Here is a 20,148-nt window from a genome sequence, read left to right on the forward strand (position 1 = left end):
AGGCTGCGGCGGACCCGCCGGTCACCGGGTGGAGGGCGCCTGGAGCGGGTTCGCGTCGGACTCTACGGACGACTTCGCCGTCCCCTGGTCCGACGCGCTGGCGCCGCTCGTCTTCTCAGACGCGGCGGGGCTGTCGGTGGCTCCCGACGCGCCTGCGCCGGCCGTGCTGCCGGTGCTGCCGGTGCTGCCGGTGCTGCTCGTCTCCTTGCTGGTCGACGTGTCGCCCGGCTTCGTGGCGAGCGGCACGTCGTTCAGCAGGGAGTTCGGCACCTGGTTCTCGGTCGACGCCGTGGCCTCGTCGGGCTTCGCCGGGGTCGGCGTCCCGTACACGCGACCGGTCTTCGGGTCGAGGTACACCGGTGTCGAGTTCGCGATCATGCCGAGCGACTGTGCGTTGCGGGCCAGGTTCTGCGGCGAGTCGAGGACCCGGAGCTCCTCGGACAGCGACTGCTGCGTGCGGGACAGGGCCGTCTGCTCGGCCGACAGCGAGTTGAGCGTGTACGCCCCCTGGCTGAGCACCATGCTGATGCCGAGCTGGGCCAGCAGCAGGATCCCGAGTGCGGCGACGGCCACGACCGCGTACCCGATGCGGGGCCGTGCCCGGCGCTGCGCCGCGGTCGGGGTGACCTCGACCAGCTCGGGGCGGTGCTGACGGTCGGGGCGCGGGGCCCGCGACGGGACGACCGCGGGGTCGACGAGTGCGAGGTTCGTGCTCATGTCAGTTCCGGATCCGCTCGGCCGCGCGCAGACGCACGGGGGTTGCTCGGGGGTTGGCGGCGCGTTCGGCCTCGTCGGCCAGCTCGGCGCCCTTGACGATCAGGGAGAAGGTGGGGGCGTGCTCGGGCAGCTCCACCGGCAGGCCGGCGGGGGCGCTCGACTTCGTGCGCTCCACCAGGGCCCGCTTGACGATGCGGTCCTCGAGGGACTGGTAGGACTCGACGACGATCCGTCCGCCGACCGCGACGGCGTCGAGCGCCGCCGGGATGGCCCGCTCGAGGACACTGAGTTCGGCGTTCACCTCGATGCGGAGGGCCTGGAAGACCCGCTTGGCCGGGTGCCCCTGGCGCTGGATCGCCACCGGGGTCGCGTCGTGCAGCACCTGGACCAGGTCGCCGGACATCTCGAAGGGCTTGGTGGCCCGTCGCTCCACGATGGCCCGGGCGTAGCGGCCGGCGAGCTTCTCCTCGCCGTAGCGCTGGAAGATGCGACGGAGCTCGCCCTCGTCGTAGGTGGCCAGGACGTCGGCGGCGGTCTGCCCCTCGGTCCGGTCCATCCGCATGTCGAGCGGCGCGTCCTGGCTGTAGGCGAACCCGCGCTCGGCGCGGTCGAGCTGCAGCGAGCTCACCCCGAGGTCGAAGAGCACGCCGTCGACCTTCGAGAAGCCCTCGCCCTCGATCGCGTCGACGATGCCGTCGTACACGGTGTGCACCAGACGGACGCGGTCACCGAAGCGGGCCAGGCGCTCCCCCGCGATGCCGAGTGCGTCGGTGTCGCGGTCGAGCCCGATGAGCGTGAGCTCCGGGAACCGCTCGAGCAACCCTTCGGAGTGGCCGCCCATGCCGAGCGTGGCGTCGACGACGACCTTGCCCGGACCCTCGAGCGTCGGCGTGAAGAGGTCGACGATGCGCTGGAGCATCACCGGCGTGTGCGGGAAGCGTGGCGTCTCGTTGTCGTTGTCGGCCATGTGCAGCCCCTCGTCTCCTGGGCCGTGGGTCCGGATCCCCATCCATGCGACCTGACACCGGGGAAGTGATGTCAGGGCTTCACGGCTGGGAGTCCCGATCCGCGGATCAGAAGATCCCCGGGATCACCTCCTCGTCGTTGTCGGCGAATGCCTCTTCGGCTTCGGCGTAGTAGGCCTCCCACGCGGGGGTGGACCAGATCTCGGCACGGTCACCGCTGCCGATGACCGTGAGGTCCCGCTCGAGCCCCGCGTACTCACGGAGGTTCTGCGGGATCGTCACGCGGTTCTGCTTGTCGGGCTGTTCGGCGCTGGCCCCCGAGAGGAACAGGCGCATGTAGTCGCGGGTGCGCTTCGACGTCATCGGAGCGGTCCGGATGCGCTCGTGGAGTTCCTCGAACGTCCGGGCGCTGAAGACCACGACGCAGCGTTCCTGGCCGCGGGTCATCACGAGCCCGCCGGACAGTTCGTCCCGGAACTTGGCGGGGAGGATCACGCGACCCTTCTCGTCGAGCTTCGGGGCATGAGTACCGAGCAGCACGTCGGGCCTCCCCTCCGCTCCACCGGACCGTTGCGAGCCCCACTTTACTCCACTCCCCTCCCTCTGCCCAGGTCTACGCTCCCTTTTCGAGCCACGACACCCCTACTGGGGGCGTCTGACGCGGAATGAGTGGCCCGTCTTCGGAGCAACAAGCCCGGATTCATGCGGTTCGGCCGCACGGGAAGACACGTGGAGGAAAGTGGAGGACTTTCGCAGCCGATGGAGCGTCCCGGGGCGCGCCGCGGGCTCACGACGCCGAGCGGTCACGAACTGTCACTCGCGCGGGCCCCAGCCGACAGCTCCTGCGCCCTCGGCATCCACCCCGCGGCATGTCGTGACCACTCGCGCACACACCGGCGGCGGCGGTCCACCCCGGCCTGGAGGCCCGTCCCACGTCCGCCGCGGTGCTCACGCGGGCGCACGGCCGGCTCCACCACGCCCGGCCGCCGGTCAGCGCACGGTCATGACGCGCCGGCGCCGCGACGCCGAGTGGTCACGAACTGTCGCTCGCGCGGGCCCCGGCCGACAGTTCGTGCGACCTCGCCGTCCACCGCGCGGCATGTCGTGACCACTCGCGCAGGCGCCCCGCCGAGCCCGGCCCGGAAACACGAAACGGGGCCGACCCGAAGGCCGACCCCGTGGAGGAGTGTGGAGGGAGTCCTGCTGACCCCGTCAGCTACTGACTCTGGTCGTTGCGCTTGTCCCAGCGCTCGTTCAACCGGTCCATGAAGGAGCCGTTGCCGCTGCCACCGCCGGTGGACGGACGCGCCGACCCACCGGAAGCGGGTCGCCCCGGTCGCGCGGGCTTCGCCTTCGGGGCACGCATGCCCGGGCGCAGCGCGAACAGGACACCGGCGAGCATCACGACGAAGCCGAGGATGCCCAGCAGCGGCGCCTTCATGACCAGGCCGACGATGACGATGGCGACCCCGGCGAGAGCGCCGAGGACCCCGAGCGTGATGGCTGTGTACGTCGGACGACCCTGTCGACGTGTGACACGAGCCACGAAATCGGAATCGTTCTGGTAGAGGCTGCGCTCCATCTCTTCGAGAAGGCGCTGCTCCTGTTCCGAGAGCGGCATCTTGGTTCCCTCTGTTCCTGGGATCGACGCGGGGTTGAAAAACGCGGGTTGAGTGGACCGATTCTATGCCTCGACCACTCCACTAGGGTAGGGATCGTGGCTGAGAGTACGCGATTAGTGGACCTCGTATCGGCGCGTATCGACCGGGCACTCGACGAGCAGCGTGAACGGCTCCTCGCGATCAGCCCGGACCTCGCGCCGTTCGACCGGTACGCCCGAGACCTGTTGTCCGGCGGCAAGCGCTTCCGTGCCCTGTTCTGCTACTGGGGATGGCAGTCGGTGGCGGGCCGTTCGGGCTCGTTCGACCCGCTGGCCGAAGGGTCCAGGCAGACCACCGCCGAGGCGATCGTCACGGTCGCCGCCGCGCTCGAGGTCTTCCACGCCGCCGCCCTGGTGCACGACGACATCATGGACCGCTCGGACACCCGCCGCGGGCGCCCCGCAGCGCACCGCCGCTTCGAGTCCCTGCACGAGGAGTCCGGCTTCGTCGGCGACCGCGGACAGTACGGCACGAACTCCGCCCTGCTCCTCGGCGACCTCCTGCTCTCGCTCAGCGACGCGGTCTTCGACGAGGGCCTCGCGCTCCTCGACCCGGTGCGGGCCCGCATCGTCCGCCAGGAGTTCCACGCCATGCGCCTCGACGTCACCGCGGGCCAGTACCTCGACGTGCACGAGGAGACCGCCTGGCCGGTCATCGACGAGTCCGAGCACCTGCTCCGCGCCCAGCGCGTCATCGTCTTCAAGTCGGCGAAGTACTCGATCGAGGCACCGCTCGTCATCGGTGCCCTCGTCGCCGGTGCGAGCGACTCCCAGCTCGAGGGCCTCCGCGCATTCGGGCTCCCCCTCGGCGTGGCGTACCAGCTCCGCGACGACATGCTCGGCGTGTTCGGCGACCCCGAGGTCACCGGCAAGCCCGCCGGCGACGACCTGCGCGAGGGCAAGCGCACCGTCCTCATCGCCTCGGCGCGCAAGACGCTGGCGAGCGGCCCGCGGCAGCTGCTGGACGAACTCCTCGGCGACCCGGACCTCGACGAGGAGCAGGTGCAGATGCTCCGCGCGACCCTGACCGAGTCCGGTGCCGTGGCCGCCGTGGAACGGTCGATCGAACGGCACGTGCAGCGCGCCAAGGCGGCGCTCGACGCCTCGCCGCTGACGCCGTCGGCACGCGAGCAGCTCGCGTCGCTGGCGGACACGGTCAGCAGCCGCTCCGCCTAGACGCGACCCAGGACGGACCGGAGGCTCCTGGCGACACCGCCACGGGCCTCCCGTCCGTCCGGAACGTGTCTAGAGCAGCGACTGGGCGATGCGACGCACCTCGGCCTTGCGACCGGCGCGCAGCGCCGCGATCGGCGTGGTGCCCATCGCGTCGTCGACGGTGAGCATCCAGCGCACCGCCTCGTCGTCGGTGAAGCCGTTGTCGCCGAGCACGATGAGCGTGCCGCGGAGTTCGGGCATCGGCTCCCCGTCCTCCAGGAACTCGACCGGCACCCGCAGGACACCGCCGACGCGGGCTGCGAGCAGGGTCTTCTGCTCGAAGAGTCGGTGGATCCGTCCGGGGCTCGTGCTGAACATGTCCACCAGCTCGGGGACGGTCAGCCAGCGTTCGGAGAGGGTCAGGTCGTCGGCGGGTGCGGCACTCACACGCCCATGGTGCCAGAGTGACCGCCTGGTTGAATCCGCACCGTTCGTCACATTCGTCACATCCATCACATCTGACTCTCTGGTTGACTTGGGAATCAGGCCATGCCAGCGTTGTGGCACCTGTGAGTGCGCGCCTGCGCGCGCACGGCTCAGTCGAGATCAGGAGAAACCCGTGGACCACGCTGCAGACGAAGTCGCCCGGCGCGCACGATCCGCCCGGTTCGCCACCATGCCCATCGTCCTCGCCGGCACGATCGCGGTGACCGCCGGCCTCACCGGCCCGGTCGCGCACGCGGAGCCGCGCCACGACGATGCCGACGCGAACAACAAGCGCCACGTCGACCAGGACCGCGTCGTCACCGACCGCCCGGTGTTCGGCACCGCCGTCGCACGGCCGTCGCAGACCGTCGTGCGGACGGTCGCCGCCACCACGAAGGCCCCCACGACCTACACCGTCCATCACGGCGACACGGTCTCGGGCATCGCCGCCCGCTTCGGTCTGTCGGCGCAGGAGATCCTCGTGCGCAACGGCCTCGGATGGAACACGATCATCCACCCCGGTCAGACGCTGCACCTCGCATCCACCCCCGCCGTCACCACCGCCGCGGTGCGGACGTCCACGTCGACGACCGGCTCCGGCTCGGCCACGTCGAGCTACCACGTGAAGCAGGGTGACACGGTCTCCGGCATCGCGTCCCGCGTCGGCGTGTCGACGACGGCGCTCCTCAGCGCCAACAAGCTCTCCCAGCGCAGCGTCATCTACCCGGGCCAGACCCTCCGGGTGCCGCACGGTTCGTCCTCGTCGACGCCCTCGGTGTCCACCGCGTCCGCCCCGTCGACGAAGTCGAGCGTGAAGATCAGCGCCGGCGACACCGTCGCGTCGATCGCCGCTGCGCACCACGTCTCGGTCCGGTCGCTCCTGTCGGCCAACGGCCTGTCGTACACGAGCACCATCTACGCCGGCAAGACACTCGTCATCCCGTCGTCGTCCACGGCCGCTCCCGCGGTGTCGACCAGCGCCCACGTCAGCGGCGCCGTCGGGCTCAGCGCCGAACAGCGCCAGAACGCCGCGACGATCGTCGCCGTCGGCCGTTCGCTCGGGGTGCCCGACCGCGGCATCGTCGTCGCCCTCGCGGCCGCGATGCAGGAGTCGAGCCTCCGCAACCTGCCGCACGGCGACCGCGACTCGGTCGGCCTGTTCCAGCAGCGTCCGAGCCAGGGTTGGGGCAGTGCCGCGAAGCTGCAAGACCCGGCGCACGCCACCGCGCTGTTCTTCGGCGGGCGACACAACCCGAACGCCGGCACGACCCGCGGCCTGCTCGACGTGCCCGGCTGGTCCTCGATGAGCATCACCGACGCGGCCCAGGCCGTGCAGCTCTCCGCCTACCCGAAGGCCTACGCCAACTGGGCGAGCGCCGCCGAGGGCTGGCTGGCGACCCTCTGAGTCTCATCCGGAAGATCGAGATTGGGTCACGGCCGGTGCGCCGGTGCGTCCTCGCGCAGTCTCGATTCGTAGAATGCCGCCGATGACCACCAACGCCGCCACGGATCCGATGATCGGTCGCATGATCGATCAGCGGTACCGCGTCCGCTCCCGCATCGCGCGCGGGGGCATGGCGACCGTCTACCTCGCGACCGACGTGCGCCTCGAGCGACGCGTCGCGATCAAGATCATGCACGGGCACCTGGCCGACGACCAGGCCTTCCGTGAGCGCTTCATCCAGGAGGCCCGGTCGGCGGCCCGACTGTCGCACCCGAACCTCGTCGGCGTGTACGACCAGGGCGCCGAGGGCGAGACCGCGTACATCGTCATGGAGTACATCCCCGGCATCACGCTGCGGGACCTGCTGCAGGAGCACCACGCCCTGACGCCCGAGCAGGCGACGGACATCCTGCGCGCGGTGCTGGCGGGGCTCGCCTCGGCCCACCGCGCCGGCATCGTGCACCGCGACCTGAAGCCCGAGAACGTCCTGCTCGCCGACGACGGCCGCATCAAGCTCGGCGACTTCGGCCTGGCCCGGGCCACGACCGCGAACACGGCGACGGGCGCGGCGCTCCTCGGCACGATCGCGTACCTCTCCCCCGAGCTCGTGACCCGCGGCGCCGCCGACTCCCGCAGCGACATCTACGCGCTCGGCATCATGCTGTACGAGATGCTCACCGGCGAGCAGCCCTACAAGGGCGAGCAGCCGATGCAGATCGCCTACCAGCACGCGAACGACTCCGTGCCCGCGCCGAGTGCCGCCGTCGCCGGCGTGCCGCCGGAGCTCGACGAGCTGGTCGCCTGGTCGACGGCACGCGACCCCGAGGACCGCCCACGCGACGCCCGCGAGATGCTCGACCACATGTCGGGCGACCAGCAGCGTGCGACCGGCCAGTACCGCACCGCAGTGCTCCGGCCCGAGAACGGGACGGCGATCCTGCCCTCGGGTGGCGGGGGCACGCTCGGCGCCGCAGCGGCCGCGGCGACGGCCGGAGCCGCAGGGGCCACTGCCGCCGACGAGACCGCCATCATCGACCGGTCCGGTGACCGCGACACCGGCGACCGCGGGCGGGCCGCCGCGCGTCCCCGCGGCAACGCCCCCGGTCCCCGCCGGACCGGTGCCCAGCCGGGCGTGCTCTCCCCCGCCGGACAGCGGCTCGCCGACCAGTCGGCGAAGCGCCGGAAGCGCGGCTGGGTCCTGCTGTCCGTGGTCGTCGTGCTCGCGTTGATCGGTGCCGGCTTCGGCTGGTACTTCGGCCCCGGGCCGGGTGGCAACGTGCGGATCCCGGAAGTCACGGGCAAGTCGGTCTCGCAGGCCCGGCAGCTGCTCGAAGCACAGGGCCTGCAGGCGGCGTCGAAGACCGGAACCCGGTTCGACGCCGTCGTCGCGAAGGGACAGGTCTCCACGACGAAGCCGGCCGCCGAGCGCGAGGTCCAGAAGGGCACGTCGGTGCAGATCGTCGTGTCGAACGGCCCGCGGATGATCCCGCTGCCGGCGATCGTCGGGCAGCCGCTCTCCACCGTGACGGCCGCGCTCGACGACGACTTCGAGCTGCAGGACGACCGGTACGAGTTCTCCGCCGACGCTCCGAAGGACACCGTGATCGCGGCGACCGGTCGGGCCCCGGGCGGCAAGGCGCTCGACCTGACGACCGTGCAGGCGTACGGCGAGACCGGGCAGGTCACCCTGACGGTGTCGCTCGGCCCGGTGCCGGACGTGGTCGGGAAGACCGTCGACGAGGCCTCCGCGGCGCTCGACGAGGCCGGACTGATCCTCGGTGCCCGCACCGAGGAGTTCAGCGAGACCGTCCCCGCCGGCCAGGTCATCTCCGCGGCCGTGCAGGACTCCCCGGCCGTCCGTGGCACCGCGGTGGACGTCGTCGTGTCGAAGGGCCCGGCGCCGATCACGCTGCCGGACATCGCTGCCGATCGCCCCACGATCAACGAGGCGACGAAGACCCTCGAGGACCTCGGGCTCAAGGTCGCCGTGCCGGACTGCACCAACATCCTGTGCGGCTTCTACGACTGGAAGTCGACGCTGCCGGTCACCGGCACCGACCCGGGCGCCGGTGCCACGGTGTACCGCGGCGACACGGTCACCCTGTCGTACGACCAGTAGGGGCCCGGGCGCGTTTCGCGCCCAGCGACAGTTCACGCGCCGTCGGGCGCGAGGAGTGTCGCTCACCCCGAAACGCGGGTGCGGTCCGGAACGTGCGGACACGACGGACGGGAGGCCCGGTGCCAGCTGGCACCGGGCCTCCCGTCCGGGGGTTCCTGCGCTACGAGCGGTCGGGCTGGTGCGCGCCGAGTTCCTCGGCCACCAGGAAGGCGAGCTCGAGGGACTGCATGTGGTTGAGGCGCGGGTCGCACAGCGACTCGTAGCGGGTGGCGAGGGTGGCCTCGTCGATGTGCTCCGAGCCGCCGAGGCACTCGGTGACGTCGTCACCGGTCAGCTCGACGTGCATGCCGCCCGGGTACGTGCCGACCTGGCGGTGCGCCTCGAAGAAGCCGAGGACCTCGTCCACGACGTCGTCGAACCGACGGGTCTTGTAGCCCGTCGGCGTGGTCAGGCCGTTGCCGTGCATGGGGTCGGTGACCCACAGCGGGTTGGCGTCCATGCCCTTGATCGCCTCGAGCAGCTTGGGCAGCTCGTCGCGGATCTTGCCGGCACCCATCCGCGTGATGAAGGTCAGGCGACCCGGCTCACGGTTCGGGTCGAGCTTGTCGACCAGTGCCTTCATGTCGTCGACGCTGGTCGTCGGGCCGAGCTTCACGCCGATGGGGTTGCGCACCCGCGACAGGAAGTCCACGTGTGCACCGTCGAGGTCCCGCGTGCGCTCACCGATCCAGATGAAGTGGCCGGACGTGTCGTACGCCAGGCCGGAGCGGGAGTCGATGCGGGTCATCGGGCGCTCGTAGTCCATCAGCAGCCCCTCGTGTGAGGCGTAGAACTCGACGTGCTTGAGCGCCTCGAAGTCGGCACCGCAGGCGGCCATGAAGCGGATCGCTCGGTCGATCTCCTTGGCGAGGTGCTCGTAGCGGGCGTTCGCCGGGTTCGACGCGAAGCCCTTGTTCCACGAGTGCACCTGCCGCAGGTCGGCGAAGCCCCCCTGGGTGAAGGCGCGGACGAGGTTCAGCGTCGAAGCAGCGGTGTGGTACCCCTGCACCAGGCGGCGCGGGTCGGCCGTCCGGCTCTCCGGCGTGAAGTCGTAGCCGTTGACGATGTCGCCGCGGTAGGCGGGCAGCGTGACGTCGCCGCGGGTCTCGAAGTCGCTCGAGCGGGGCTTGGCGAACTGCCCGGCCATGCGCCCCATCTTGATGACGGGCATCGAGGCGCCGTACGTCAGCACGACGGCCATCTGCAGGATCGTCTTGACCCGGTCGCGGATGGAGTCGGCGGTGGCACCGGCGAAGGTCTCGGCGCAGTCACCGCCCTGCAGCAGGAAGGCCTTGCCCTGGGCGGCCGCGGCGAGCCGCTCGCGCAGCTTGTCGACCTCGCCCGCGAACACGAGCGGCGGGAGCGTGGCGATCTCGGCCGAGGCGGCCTCGGCAGCTGCGGCGTCCGGCCAGGTCGGCTGCTGCTTGATCGGGAGCGTCCGCCAATAGTCGAGCCCCTCGATGACGTCCGGATCCTGCAGGGCGACGAAGTCGGTCGACTCGAACAAGGGCGTTACCTCGGTGTTCTGTGCGGGCGGCCCGGCGACGCTGACCGGCACGTGGCCGCGCGTCGTCGATGGGCGTCCTGGCGGGGTGCCGGGACCATCAGAGCCTAACGTGCAGGCGTCGACTTCCGTTCCCGCATGACGGCCTCGCGCGCGGAGCTCGCCCGCTCCTTCACGCTGGTCGCGTAGACGTCCACGTACTCCTGGCGGCTCAGCCCGGCGAGCTCGTGCATGACCTCGTCCGTGACGCTGCGGAGGATGAAGCGGTCGGTCTCGAAGCCCTGGAACCGCGAGAAGTCGAGCGGCTTGCCGAACACGACGCCCACGCGCTTGATCTTCGGGAAGCGCTGCCCGATCTGCTGCACCTCGCGCGTGCCGACCATGGCGACGGGGACGACGAGCACGCGCCCCTCGAGGATCATCCGGGCGATGCCGGTGCGGCCGCGGTAGAGCTTGCCGTCGGGGCTGCGGGTGCCCTCGGGGTAGATGCCGAGCTGCTCGCCGCGCGCCAGGACCTGCAGGCCGGTGCGGAGTGACGCCTCGGACGCCTTGCCGCCGGAGCGGTCGATCGGCAGCTGGCCGATGGCGTTGAAGAACGTCTTCGTCGCCCAGCCCTTCAGCCCGCGACCCGTGAAGTAGTCACTCTTCGCCAGGAACGACAGGCGACGGTCGAGCACCGCCGGCAGGATCACCGAGTCGATGAACGAGATGTGGTTCGACGCGAAGATGACCGGCCCCTTGGCCGGCACGTGCTCGCGGCCGACGACCCAGGGCCGGAACAGGGTCAGGATGAGCGGACCGAGCACGAAGTTCTTCAGCAGCCAGTAGGTCATCGACGACTCCAGGTGGTGGGTGGCCCGGGTGGTGGGGAGGCCCGATGCTACGCCGTGCGGGCGTGGATGCGGGCGAGGTCGGCCGCACCGACGACGCCGGCGTCGTTGACCAGCTCGGCGATCACGAAGTCCGGCTCGGGGTGGTAGCCACGCGCCGGCAGGTTGTTGAGGTACGCCTGCTTGATCGGGTCGAGCAGTCGGTCCCCCGCGCTGGCGACACCGCCGCCGAACACGAAGAGCTGCGGGTCGAGCACCGCGGACAGCGACGCGCAGGCCTCGCCGAGGTGCCGACCGAGCCGACGGAGGGCCGCGAGGGCACCCGGGTCGTCGGCCAGGATGAGGTCGCCCACGATCTTGCCGTCGAGCTGGCCGCCGTTGTCGGCGCGGGCGTCGGCCAGGGCCGACCCGATACCGCCGGCGTCGGCGACGTCGTTCGCCATGCGCTGCAGGGCACGGCCGGAGCCGTACTGCTCGATGCAGCCGCGGGCGCCGCAGCCGCAGGGCAGGCCGTTCGGCACGATGCGGAGGTGCCCGATCTCGCCGCCGGTGCCGAAGCCGCCGCGGAACAGGCGGTCCTCGGTCACGATGGCGCCGCCGACGCCGGTGCCGATGGTGAGCATGGTCATGTCGGACACGAGCCGACCGGCACCGAAGCGGAACTCGGCCCAGCCGGCGGCGTTCGCGTCGTTGTCCACCGTGATGTGCAGGTCGCCGAGGCGTTGCTGCAGCTTCTGGCGGAGCGGTTCGTTCCGCCACCGGATGTTCGGCGTGTAGTAGACGATCGACTGCGAGGCGTCGATGAACCCGGGGGCTGCGACCCCCACGGCGCCGACCTGGTGGAGCGAGCTGAGTCGCTCGACCATCGAGACGACGTCGTCGAGCATGGCGTTCGGGTCCGCAGCGTTGGTGGCCACGCGGTCCTCGGCGACGATCTCGCCCAGTTCCGTCACGACCGCACCCGCGATCTTGGTGCCCCCGATGTCGATTCCGATGGCGTGCACGAGCAACGAGCCTACCGGTTCGCCGCGAAGTCACGGAACGCCCGGTCAGGCGTCCTATGCTGGCGGTGTCGCCTCGGTGTTGAGGCGCACTCGAGTCGAACCGGCAGACAAGGGAGTCACCGTGAACGATCAGCGTCCTGCACGCAGCAGCGCCTCCACCGACACGGCCACCGCTGGCAGCGCGGCCAGCGGGACCACGCCGTCAGCCGGGAGGCACGCCACACCGCCCAGCGCCGGCCCGGCCGCCCCGGCCCAGGACCCCCCGGCCACCGCGGCCCACAGCGGCCCGGTCGCACCGGACCACGGCTCGGCAGCGCGGCTCCTCGGCGACCGCGCCCGTCTGACGCCCGAGCGACCGATCCTCGCCCAGCGCCACGGCGACACCTGGACGACCTTCACCGCAGCGGAGACGCTCGCGAAGGTCCGCGGCATCGCGAAGGGCTTCGTGGCCGCCGGCCTCGAACCGGGCGCGCACGTCGCGATCCTGTCGCGCACCCGCCTCGAGTGGACCCTGGTCGACTTCGCCGTGTGGACAGCCGGCCTGGTGTCCGTCCCCGTGTACGAGACGAGCTCCCCCGACCAGGTGCGCTGGATCCTGTCCGACTCGGAGGCGGTCGCCATCGTGGTCGAGCAGGAGGAGCACGCCCGCCGCGTCGCCTCCATCGCACCCGACCTGCCGGCCCTCGGTCAGCACTGGACGATCGACGGCGGCGGCCTCGACGACCTGACGCGACTCGGCGAGGACGTCTCCGACGACCAGCTCGACGCCCGCACCGCGAACGTGCACGGCCACGACGACGCCACGATCATCTACACCTCGGGCAGCACGGGCCGCCCGAAGGGCTGCGTCCTGCGGCACGACAACTTCACCGCCACGGTGGAGGGCGCGAGCGAGGCGATGCCCGAGGTCGTCGCCGACGGTGCGTCCACCCTGCTGTTCATCCCGCTCGCCCACGTCTTCGCCCGGTTCATCGCCGCGATGTCGGTGTCCGCCGGCGTCCTCGTCGGCCACGAGCCGGACACCAAGGACCTGATGCGCGCGGTCTCGACCTTCAAGCCGACGTTCCTGCTCGCGGTCCCCCGGGTGTTCGAGAAGATCTACAACTCCGCCGAGCAGAAGGCCGACCTCGGCGGCAAGGGCAGGATCTTCCGAGCCGCTGCCGACACCGCGGTCGCGCACTCCGAGGCCCTCGCAGCCGGCAAGGTGCCGTTCCTGCTCGGGCTGAAGTTCAAGCTGTTCGACCGGCTCGTGTACGCCAAGCTCCGCGACGCGCTCGGCGGCCGGGTCGAGTACGCGGTCAGCGGGTCGGCTCCGCTCTCCCCGCGGCTCTCGCACTTCTTCCGGTCGATCGGGGTGCTCATCCTCGAGGGCTACGGCCTGACGGAGACGACGGCCCCCGCCACGGTCAACCGCGCCCGGGAGCTCCGCATCGGGACGGTCGGCCGCGCGCTGCCCGGCATCGAGGTCCGGATCGCCGACGACGGCGAGATCCTGATCCGCGGCGTCGACGTCTTCGACCGGTACTGGCGCAACGACGAGGCGACCGAGAAGGCGTTCGTCGACGGATGGTTCCGCACCGGCGACCTCGGCCGGATCGACGCGGACGGGGTGCTCACGGTCACCGGCCGCGCCAAGGAACTCATCGTCACCGCGAGCGGCAAGAACGTCGCGCCGGCACCGCTCGAGGACGGCATCCGCGAGCACCCACTCATCGGCCAGGTCGTGGTCGTCGGCGAGGGCAAGCCGTTCGTCGCCGCCCTCGTCACCCTCGACCGGGAGATGCTGCCCGGGTGGTGCGAGACGCGCGGCATCACGCCGGCCCTGTCCGCGCACGAGGCCGCCTACGACGAGCGGGTGCTCTCCGCCGTGCAGGAGGCCATCGACGCCGCGAACGGTCGGGTCTCGCGCGCCGAGTCGGTCCGGTCGTTCACGATCCTCGACACGGACCTCACCGAGGGCTCGGGACACCTCACGCCGAAGCTGACGATCAAGCGGTCGGTGATCCTGAAGGACTTCGCCGCCGACATCGACCACATCTACTCCGGGTCGAAGGTGCAGACGACGGCGACGCCCGTCATCGAGGGCCGGCGCCGCAACCGCTCGTAGCGGGCGTCGGGCGTACCGGGTCGATCCGGGCGTACCAGGTCGATCCGGGCGTACCAGGTCGGTTCTTCCGACCAGGTACGCCCGATTCCGCCAGGCACGCGCGGGTTGCAGACGCAAACGCCTGGAGGCCCGGTGCCGGTCCGGCGGACCTGCGCCGGGCCTCCAGGGGTTGCCACGCGCGGGGCGCGACCCCGATGACCGGGCGTATTCAGGCGTACCTAGTCGTTTCGGGCCTACCGGGTCGATCCGGGTCGTTTCGGGCGTACCGGGTCAGTTCTTACGACCAGGTACGCCTGATTCCGCCAGGTTCGCGCGGGGCCGCCCCCGCCACCCGGTCGGTCCGGGCGTACCGGGTCGATTCGGGCGTACCGGGTCGATTCGGGCGTACCGGGTCGATTCGGGCGTACCGGGTCGATTCTTCCGACCAGGTACGCCCGATTCCGCCAGGTTCGCGCGGGGCTTCCCCCGCCACCCGGTCAACCCGGGCGTACCCGGTCAATTCGGGCGTACCGGGTCGATCCGGGCGTACCGCGTCGATCCGTGCGTACCGGGTCGTTTCGGGCGTACCGGGTCGATTCGGGAGTACCGGGTCGTCCCGGGCGTACCGGGTCAGTTCTTTAGACCAGGTACGCCCCGTTTCCCCAGGTACGCGCGGGGCCGCCCCCGCCACCCGGTCGATCCGGGCGTACCAGGTCGATCCGGGCGTACCGGGTCGATTCTTTCGACCAGGTACGCCCGATTCCGCCAGGTGCGCGCGGCGGTGCAGCGCAACGGCCTGGAGGCCCGGATCACGTCCGTCGGACGTGATCCGGGCCTCCAGGCCGTTCAGCGGGCGCCGGGGGCGCCTGCGGGGGTCAGGCCTCCTGCGACTGCTCCGTCGCGGGGGCGTCGAGGACGGCGGTCGAACCGGTCGTGACGGTGGTCTCGGCAGGTCGACGGTTGGTGCGGGTGCGGTGCGAGCTCAGCTCGTCGTTCTGACTGGTCATGCGGGAGTCCTGGGGGGATGGGATGGTGTGTCGGTGGGAGGCCGACAGCAGCACGGTACCTCCTCGTCAGGACAAAGCGACAATCCCCCGTGGGGGTGTCACACCCGAGTTCACAGCCCGCGAACGCGGGCCTGTGCGAGCGCTCAGTGGAACCAGTCCTGCGCGCGGATGTCGCGCAGTGCCTGCCGCCGGATCTCGGGGTCGAGCGTCATCACGTAGACCGTGCCGTCGAGGTGGTCGCACTCGTGCTGGAGCGCCTCGGCCATCAGGCCGGTGCCCTCGAGCACGACCTCGTCGCCGTCGACGTCGACGCCGCGCACCTTCGCATACGGGTACCGGCGCGTCGGGTAGCCGAGCCCCGGGACGGAGAGGCACCCTTCTTCCATGAGCTCGGGCTCCCCGGAGACCTCGACGAGCTCGGGGTTGAGCACGTAGCCGACCTCGCCGTCGACGTTGTACGAGAACGCGCGGAGCCCGACGCCGATCTGCGGCGCGGCCACACCGGCACGCCCGGGTTCCTCGACGGTGTCGACGAGGTCCTGCACGAGGTCACGGACGCCGGGGCTGCCGAGCAGTTCGGGTCGGATCTGGTCGGCCGGCGAACGGAGGATGGGGTCGCCGAACAGGCGGATGGGACGGACGGTCAATTTACTGCAGCACCACCAGGAGGTCGCCGGCGTCCACCTGCTGGGTCACCGGGATCGCGAGTCGGCCGACGGTGCCCGACACGGGCGCCGTGATGGCCGCTTCCATCTTCATCGCCTCGATGCTCGCCACGGCCGCACCGGCCTCGACGACGTCACCGACGGCGACCTTGAGCGTCACCACGCCGGAGAACGGCGCGGCCACGTGCTTGGGGTCGGACGGGTCGGCCTTCTCGGCAGCCTTCGTCTCGACCTCGACCGAACGGTCGCGGACGGCGACCGGGCGGAGCTGCCCGTTCATCGTCGCCATGACCGTGCGGATGCCCTTGTCGTCCACCTCGCCGATCGCCTCGAGCCCGACGAACAGGTCGACGCCCTTGCCGAGCGGCACGCTGTGCTCCTGCCCGGGGCGCAGCCCGTACAGGTAGTCGACGGTCGGCACGACGGAGAGGTCGCCGTACTGCTCCCGGACCCGCGCGAACTGCTGCGTGGGCTGTGGGAAGAGCAGACGGTTGAGGGCCTGCTGCCGATCGGGCCCGGGCGCCTCCAGGTGTGCCCGTTCGTCCGCGGGCACCGGTGTGATCTCGAGTCGGACCTCGCGCCCGGCCAGGACCTTCGAGCGGAACGGCTCGGGCCAGCCGCCGGGCAGGTCGCCCAGCTCGCCGGCCATGAACCCGATCACGGAGTCCGGGATGTCGTACTTGTCGGGGTTCTGCTCGAAGTCGACCGGGTCGGCACCGACCGCGGCGAGCTGCAGCGCGAGGTCTCCGACGACCTTCGACGACGGCGTCACCTTGGTGGGGCGTCCGAGGATCCGGTTCGCCTCGGCGTACCAGTCCTCGACCTGCTCGAACCGGTCGCCGAGTCCGAGGGCGATGGCCTGCTGGCGGAGGTTCGACAGCTGCCCGCCGGGGATCTCGTGCTTGTAGACACGCCCGGTCGGACCGGCGAGACCGGACTCGAACGGGGCGTAGACACGACGGACCGACTCCCAGTACGGCTCGAGGTCACCGACGGCGTCGAGGGACAGGCCGGTGTCGCGCTCGGTGTGGGCCAGGGCTGCGACCAGGGCGGACATGCTCGGCTGGCTCGTCGTGCCGGCCATCGGCGCCGCGGCCACGTCGACCGCGTCGGCCCCGGCCCGCGCGGCGGCGAGCAGGGTCGCGAGCTGGCCGCCGGCGGTGTCGTGGGTGTGCACGTGCACGGGCTGGTCGAAGCGCTCCCGCAGGGCGGTGACGAGCTTCTCGGCCGCACCGGCACGGAGGAGCCCCGCCATGTCCTTGATGCCGATGACGTGCGCGCCGGCCTCGACCATCTGCTCCGCCAGGCGGAGGTAGTAGTCGAGCGTGTAGAGGTCCTCCGCGGGGTCGAGGAGGTCGGCGGTGTAGCAGAGCGCCGCCTCGGCGACGGCCGTGCCGGTCGCGAGCACGGCCTCCAGGGCTGGACGCAGCTGGCTGACGTCGTTCAACGCGTCGAACACGCGGAAGACGTCGACGCCGGACCGAGCCGCCTCGTCGACGAAGGCGTCGGTGACCTCGGTCGGGTAGGGCGTGTACCCGACGGTGTTGCGACCGCGCAGCAGCATCTGGATCGGGATGTTCGGCATCGCGACACGGAGGGCGGTCAGGCGCTCCCAGGGGTCCTCGCCGAGGAACCGGAGCGCCACGTCGTAGGTGGCACCGCCCCAGGCTTCGACGCTCAGCAGCTGCGGGGTGAGCCGTGCGACGTGCGGCGCGACGGCGACGAGGTCCTTCGTGCGGACCCGGGTGGCGAGGAGTGACTGGTGGGCGTCCCGCATCGTCGTCTCGGTCACCGCGAGGGCCGTCTGGGCGCGGAGGGACTTCGACCACTCGACCGGACCCATCGCCAGCAGGCGGTCACGCTGGCCCTCGGGCACCGGCGTCGTCAGGTCGAGGGCAGGGAGCTTGTCGGCCGGATCGGTGACCAGCGGCGACCGCTCGCCGTTCGGCTTGTTCACCGTGACGTCGGCGAGCCAGGTGAGGACCTTCGTGCCGCGGTCCTTCGAGACGTGTCCGCCGAAGAGCTGCGGACGTTCCTCGATGAACTTCGTCGAGACGTCACCGCGGGCGAAGTCCGGGTCCTCGAGCACGGCCTGCAGGAACGGGATGTTGGTGCTGACCCCGCGGATGCGGAACTCGGCGAGGGCACGCTTGGCCCGGGACACCGCCGCCGGGAAGTCGCGACCCCGGCACGTCATCTTCGCGAGCATCGAGTCGAAGTGCGGGCTGATCTGCGCGCCGGTGGCGACGGTGCCGCCGTCGAGCCGGACGCCCGCGCCGCCGGGGCTGCGGTAGGTGCTGATCCGGCCGGTGTCCGGGCGGAAGCCCTGCGTAGGGTCCTCCGTCGTGATGCGGGTCTGCAGGGCCGCGCCGTGCACGTGCACCCTGTCCTGCGACAGGCCGAGGTCGGCGAGGCTCTCCCCCGCCGCGATGCGCATCTGCGACTGCACGAGGTCGACGTCGGTGACCTCTTCGGTGACCGTGTGCTCGACCTGGATCCGCGGGTTCATCTCGATGAAGACGTGCTGGCCCTCGCGCTCGCCCTCGGTGTCGAGGAGGAACTCGACGGTGCCGGCGTTGACGTACCCGATCGACCGGGCGAAGGCCACGGCATCGCGGTGCAGGGCCTGTGCGATCGCGGGGTCGAGGTTCGGTGCCGGAGCGATCTCGACGACCTTCTGGTTGCGCCGCTGCACCGAGCAGTCGCGCTCGAAGAGGTGGATGGTGCCCGCGTCGGTGCCGGTCGAGTCGGCGAGGATCTGCACCTCGATGTGCCGTGGGCGGATGACGGCCTGCTCGAGGAACATCGTCGGGTCGCCGAAGGCACTGTCGGCCTCGCGCATCGCCGCTTCGAGGGCGTCACGCAGCTCGGGCTTCGTCTCGACGCGACGCATGCCACGCCCACCACCACCGGCGACGGCCTTGGCGAAGACCGGGAACCCGATCGCGTCGGCACCGGCGATCAGTTCGTCGATGTCGCGGCTCGCGGGGGTGCTCGCGAGGACCGGGACGCCGGCCGCGACCGCGTGCTCCTTCGCGGTGACCTTGTTGCCCGCCATCTCGAGCACGTGCTCGCCCGGACCGATGAACGTGATGCCGGCAGCAGCGGCAGCGGCGGCGAGCTCCGGGTTCTCGGACAGGAAGCCGTACCCGGGGTAGATGGCGTCGGCACCCGACTCGCGGGCGACACGGATGATCTCGGAGACGTCCAGGTACGCCCGGACCGGGTGGCCCCGCTCCCCGATCAGGTAGGCCTCGTCGGCCTTGAGCCGGTGCAGGGAGTTCCGGTCCTCGTACGGGTAGACGGCGACCGTACGGGCCCCCAACTCGTAGGCGGCACGGAACGCGCGGATGGCGATCTCGCCACGGTTCGCAACGAGGATCTTCGTGAACACGACGTCCCTTTCAGCCCGGGTTGAGGTGAGACAACCCTAGTGGCGGTAACGTTGCTCAACGTGCATGTACTCAGCGTGAGCTCCCTCAAGGGTGGTGTCGGCAAGACGACGGTGACGCTCGGCCTGACCTCGGCCGCGTTCGCCAAGGGACTGCGCACGCTGGTGGTGGATCTGGACCCGCAGTCCGACGTCTCCACGGGCCTCGACATCAACCTCGCCGGCCACCTCAACGTCGCCGACGTCCTCGAGAACCCGAAGGAGAAGATCGTCCGTCAGGCGATCGCCCCCTCGGGCTGGACGAAGGGGTCGCAGGGCAAGATCGACGTCATGGTCGGGTCGCCCTCCGCGATCAACTTCGACGGCCCGCACCCGTCGATCCGCGACATCTGGAAGCTCGAAGAGGCCCTGGCCAACGTCGAGCAGGACTACGAGCTCGTGCTCATCGACTGCGCGCCGTCGTTGAACGCCCTGACCCGCACCGCGTGGGCCGCGTCCGACCGTGTCACCGTCGTCACCGAGCCCGGCCTGTTCTCCGTCGCCGCCGCCGACCGCGCCCTGCGCGCCATCGAGGAGATCCGCCGCGGACTCTCCCCGCGCCTGCAGCCCCTCGGCATCATCGTGAACCGTGCCCGCGTGCAGTCGCTCGAGCACCAGTTCCGCATCAAGGAGCTCCGCGACATGTTCGGGCCCCTCGTGCTCTCCCCGCAGCTGCCGGAGCGCACCTCGCTCCAGCAGGCGCAGGGTGCCGCGAAGCCGCTGCACGTGTGGCCCGGTGAGTCCGCGCAGGAGATGGCGAAGAACTTCGACCAGCTGCTCGAGCGCATCATGCGCACCGGCAAGATCGGTCCGTACGCCGAGGGCGGCGCCGCGTAGGTCGCTGCACTCTGGCGGTCGGGCGGTCGAGGTCGTCGCGCTCGTCGCGCTCGTCGCCCGAGTGGTCACGACATGCCGCCCACTTGCGCCGAGTGGTCACCAACTGTCGTCAGGCAGCGTCGCAGGCGACGGTTCGTGACACCTCGGCGACGCGCACGCGGCAGGTCGCGACCGCTCTGGGACAGCCGGGAGGCCCGTCC

The 20,148-nt window shown here is 71.0% G+C and carries 16 protein-coding genes; 5 read left to right on the plus strand and 11 right to left on the minus strand.

Going from position 1 to position 20,148, the window contains the following annotated elements; genetic code table 11:
- Window positions 1–21: 21 nt before the first annotated feature.
- From ftsL to KK097_RS11930, 4 genes are all read right to left on the minus strand, one after another.
- Window positions 22–717 (minus strand): cell division protein FtsL, encoded by a 696-nt coding sequence (gene ftsL / locus KK097_RS11915; RefSeq protein WP_214530813.1) that lies wholly within the window; start codon window positions 715–717, stop codon window positions 22–24.
- Between the two features lies 1 nt (window position 718).
- On the minus strand, window positions 719–1,684 hold the full coding sequence (rsmH, locus tag KK097_RS11920; protein WP_214544931.1) for a 16S rRNA (cytosine(1402)-N(4))-methyltransferase RsmH: 966 nt from the start codon (window positions 1,682–1,684) through the stop codon (window positions 719–721).
- 106 nt (window positions 1,685–1,790) lie between these two features.
- Complete coding sequence (gene mraZ, locus KK097_RS11925; protein ID WP_017886616.1) at window positions 1,791–2,222, minus strand: division/cell wall cluster transcriptional repressor MraZ; 432 nt, start codon at window positions 2,220–2,222, stop codon at window positions 1,791–1,793.
- Between the two features lie 676 nt (window positions 2,223–2,898).
- Window positions 2,899–3,303 carry an SCO2097 family morphological protein gene (locus KK097_RS11930; protein ID WP_214530809.1) on the minus strand — a complete coding sequence of 135 codons (405 nt, stop codon included), beginning with the start codon at window positions 3,301–3,303 and terminating at the stop codon, window positions 2,899–2,901.
- 96 nt (window positions 3,304–3,399) lie between these two features.
- On the opposite strand from KK097_RS11930, the gene KK097_RS11935 reads away from it, so the two are divergent.
- Window positions 3,400–4,518 carry a polyprenyl synthetase family protein gene (locus tag KK097_RS11935; protein ID WP_214530807.1) on the plus strand — a complete coding sequence of 373 codons (1,119 nt, stop codon included), beginning with the start codon at window positions 3,400–3,402 and terminating at the stop codon, window positions 4,516–4,518.
- 69 nt (window positions 4,519–4,587) lie between these two features.
- On the opposite strand, the gene KK097_RS11940 is transcribed toward KK097_RS11935, so the two are convergent.
- Window positions 4,588–4,944: an Rv2175c family DNA-binding protein gene (locus tag KK097_RS11940; protein WP_214544932.1), complete on the minus strand. Its 357-nt coding sequence runs from the start codon at window positions 4,942–4,944 to the stop codon at window positions 4,588–4,590.
- Window positions 4,945–5,116: 172 nt separating this feature from the next.
- Here KK097_RS11940 and KK097_RS11945 point away from each other — a divergent pair, with 172 nt between their 5' ends.
- Both KK097_RS11945 and pknB read left to right on the plus strand, forming a co-directional pair.
- A complete protein-coding gene (locus tag KK097_RS11945) occupies window positions 5,117–6,388 on the plus strand; it encodes a LysM peptidoglycan-binding domain-containing protein (RefSeq protein ID WP_307858407.1) in 1,272 nt (423 codons plus the stop codon).
- Window positions 6,389–6,470: 82 nt separating this feature from the next.
- Entirely contained in the window at window positions 6,471–8,546 is a 2,076-nt protein-coding gene (pknB, locus tag KK097_RS11950) for a Stk1 family PASTA domain-containing Ser/Thr kinase (RefSeq protein WP_214544934.1), read from the plus strand.
- A 160-nt stretch (window positions 8,547–8,706) separates the two neighbouring features.
- On the opposite strand, the gene KK097_RS11955 is transcribed toward pknB, so the two are convergent.
- The 3 genes from KK097_RS11955 to KK097_RS11965 form a co-directional block, all read right to left on the minus strand.
- On the minus strand, window positions 8,707–10,092 hold the full coding sequence (locus tag KK097_RS11955) for a class II 3-deoxy-7-phosphoheptulonate synthase (protein ID WP_214530801.1): 1,386 nt from the start codon (window positions 10,090–10,092) through the stop codon (window positions 8,707–8,709).
- Between the two features lie 104 nt (window positions 10,093–10,196).
- Entirely contained in the window at window positions 10,197–10,922 is a 726-nt protein-coding gene (locus tag KK097_RS11960; protein WP_027465236.1) for a lysophospholipid acyltransferase family protein, read from the minus strand.
- A gap of 47 nt (window positions 10,923–10,969) precedes the next feature.
- Entirely contained in the window at window positions 10,970–11,923 is a 954-nt protein-coding gene (locus KK097_RS11965; protein WP_017886608.1) for an ROK family glucokinase, read from the minus strand.
- 121 nt (window positions 11,924–12,044) lie between these two features.
- On the opposite strand from KK097_RS11965, the gene KK097_RS11970 reads away from it, so the two are divergent.
- Window positions 12,045–14,030, plus strand: a complete 1,986-nt coding sequence (locus tag KK097_RS11970) for an AMP-dependent synthetase/ligase (protein ID WP_214544936.1) — start codon at window positions 12,045–12,047, stop codon at window positions 14,028–14,030.
- A gap of 854 nt (window positions 14,031–14,884) precedes the next feature.
- On the opposite strand, the gene KK097_RS18450 is transcribed toward KK097_RS11970, so the two are convergent.
- From KK097_RS18450 to KK097_RS11980, 3 genes are all read right to left on the minus strand, one after another.
- On the minus strand, window positions 14,885–15,016 hold the full coding sequence (locus KK097_RS18450; protein WP_258366694.1) for a hypothetical protein: 132 nt from the start codon (window positions 15,014–15,016) through the stop codon (window positions 14,885–14,887).
- Window positions 15,017–15,159: 143 nt separating this feature from the next.
- Window positions 15,160–15,663 (minus strand): peptide deformylase, encoded by a 504-nt coding sequence (locus KK097_RS11975; RefSeq protein WP_214544938.1) that lies wholly within the window; start codon window positions 15,661–15,663, stop codon window positions 15,160–15,162.
- A 1-nt stretch (window position 15,664) separates the two neighbouring features.
- Complete coding sequence (locus tag KK097_RS11980) at window positions 15,665–19,075, minus strand: pyruvate carboxylase (RefSeq protein ID WP_214544940.1); 3,411 nt, start codon at window positions 19,073–19,075, stop codon at window positions 15,665–15,667.
- Window positions 19,076–19,135: 60 nt separating this feature from the next.
- Between KK097_RS11980 and KK097_RS11985 the strand changes: the two genes are divergently transcribed.
- Window positions 19,136–19,948: a ParA family protein gene (locus KK097_RS11985; RefSeq protein ID WP_027465232.1), complete on the plus strand. Its 813-nt coding sequence runs from the start codon at window positions 19,136–19,138 to the stop codon at window positions 19,946–19,948.
- Window positions 19,949–20,148: the final 200 nt, after the last annotated feature.

It is taken from the genome of Curtobacterium flaccumfaciens (genome assembly GCF_018598405.1).
Classification (GTDB): Bacteria; Actinomycetota; Actinomycetes; order Actinomycetales; family Microbacteriaceae; genus Curtobacterium; species Curtobacterium aurantiacum.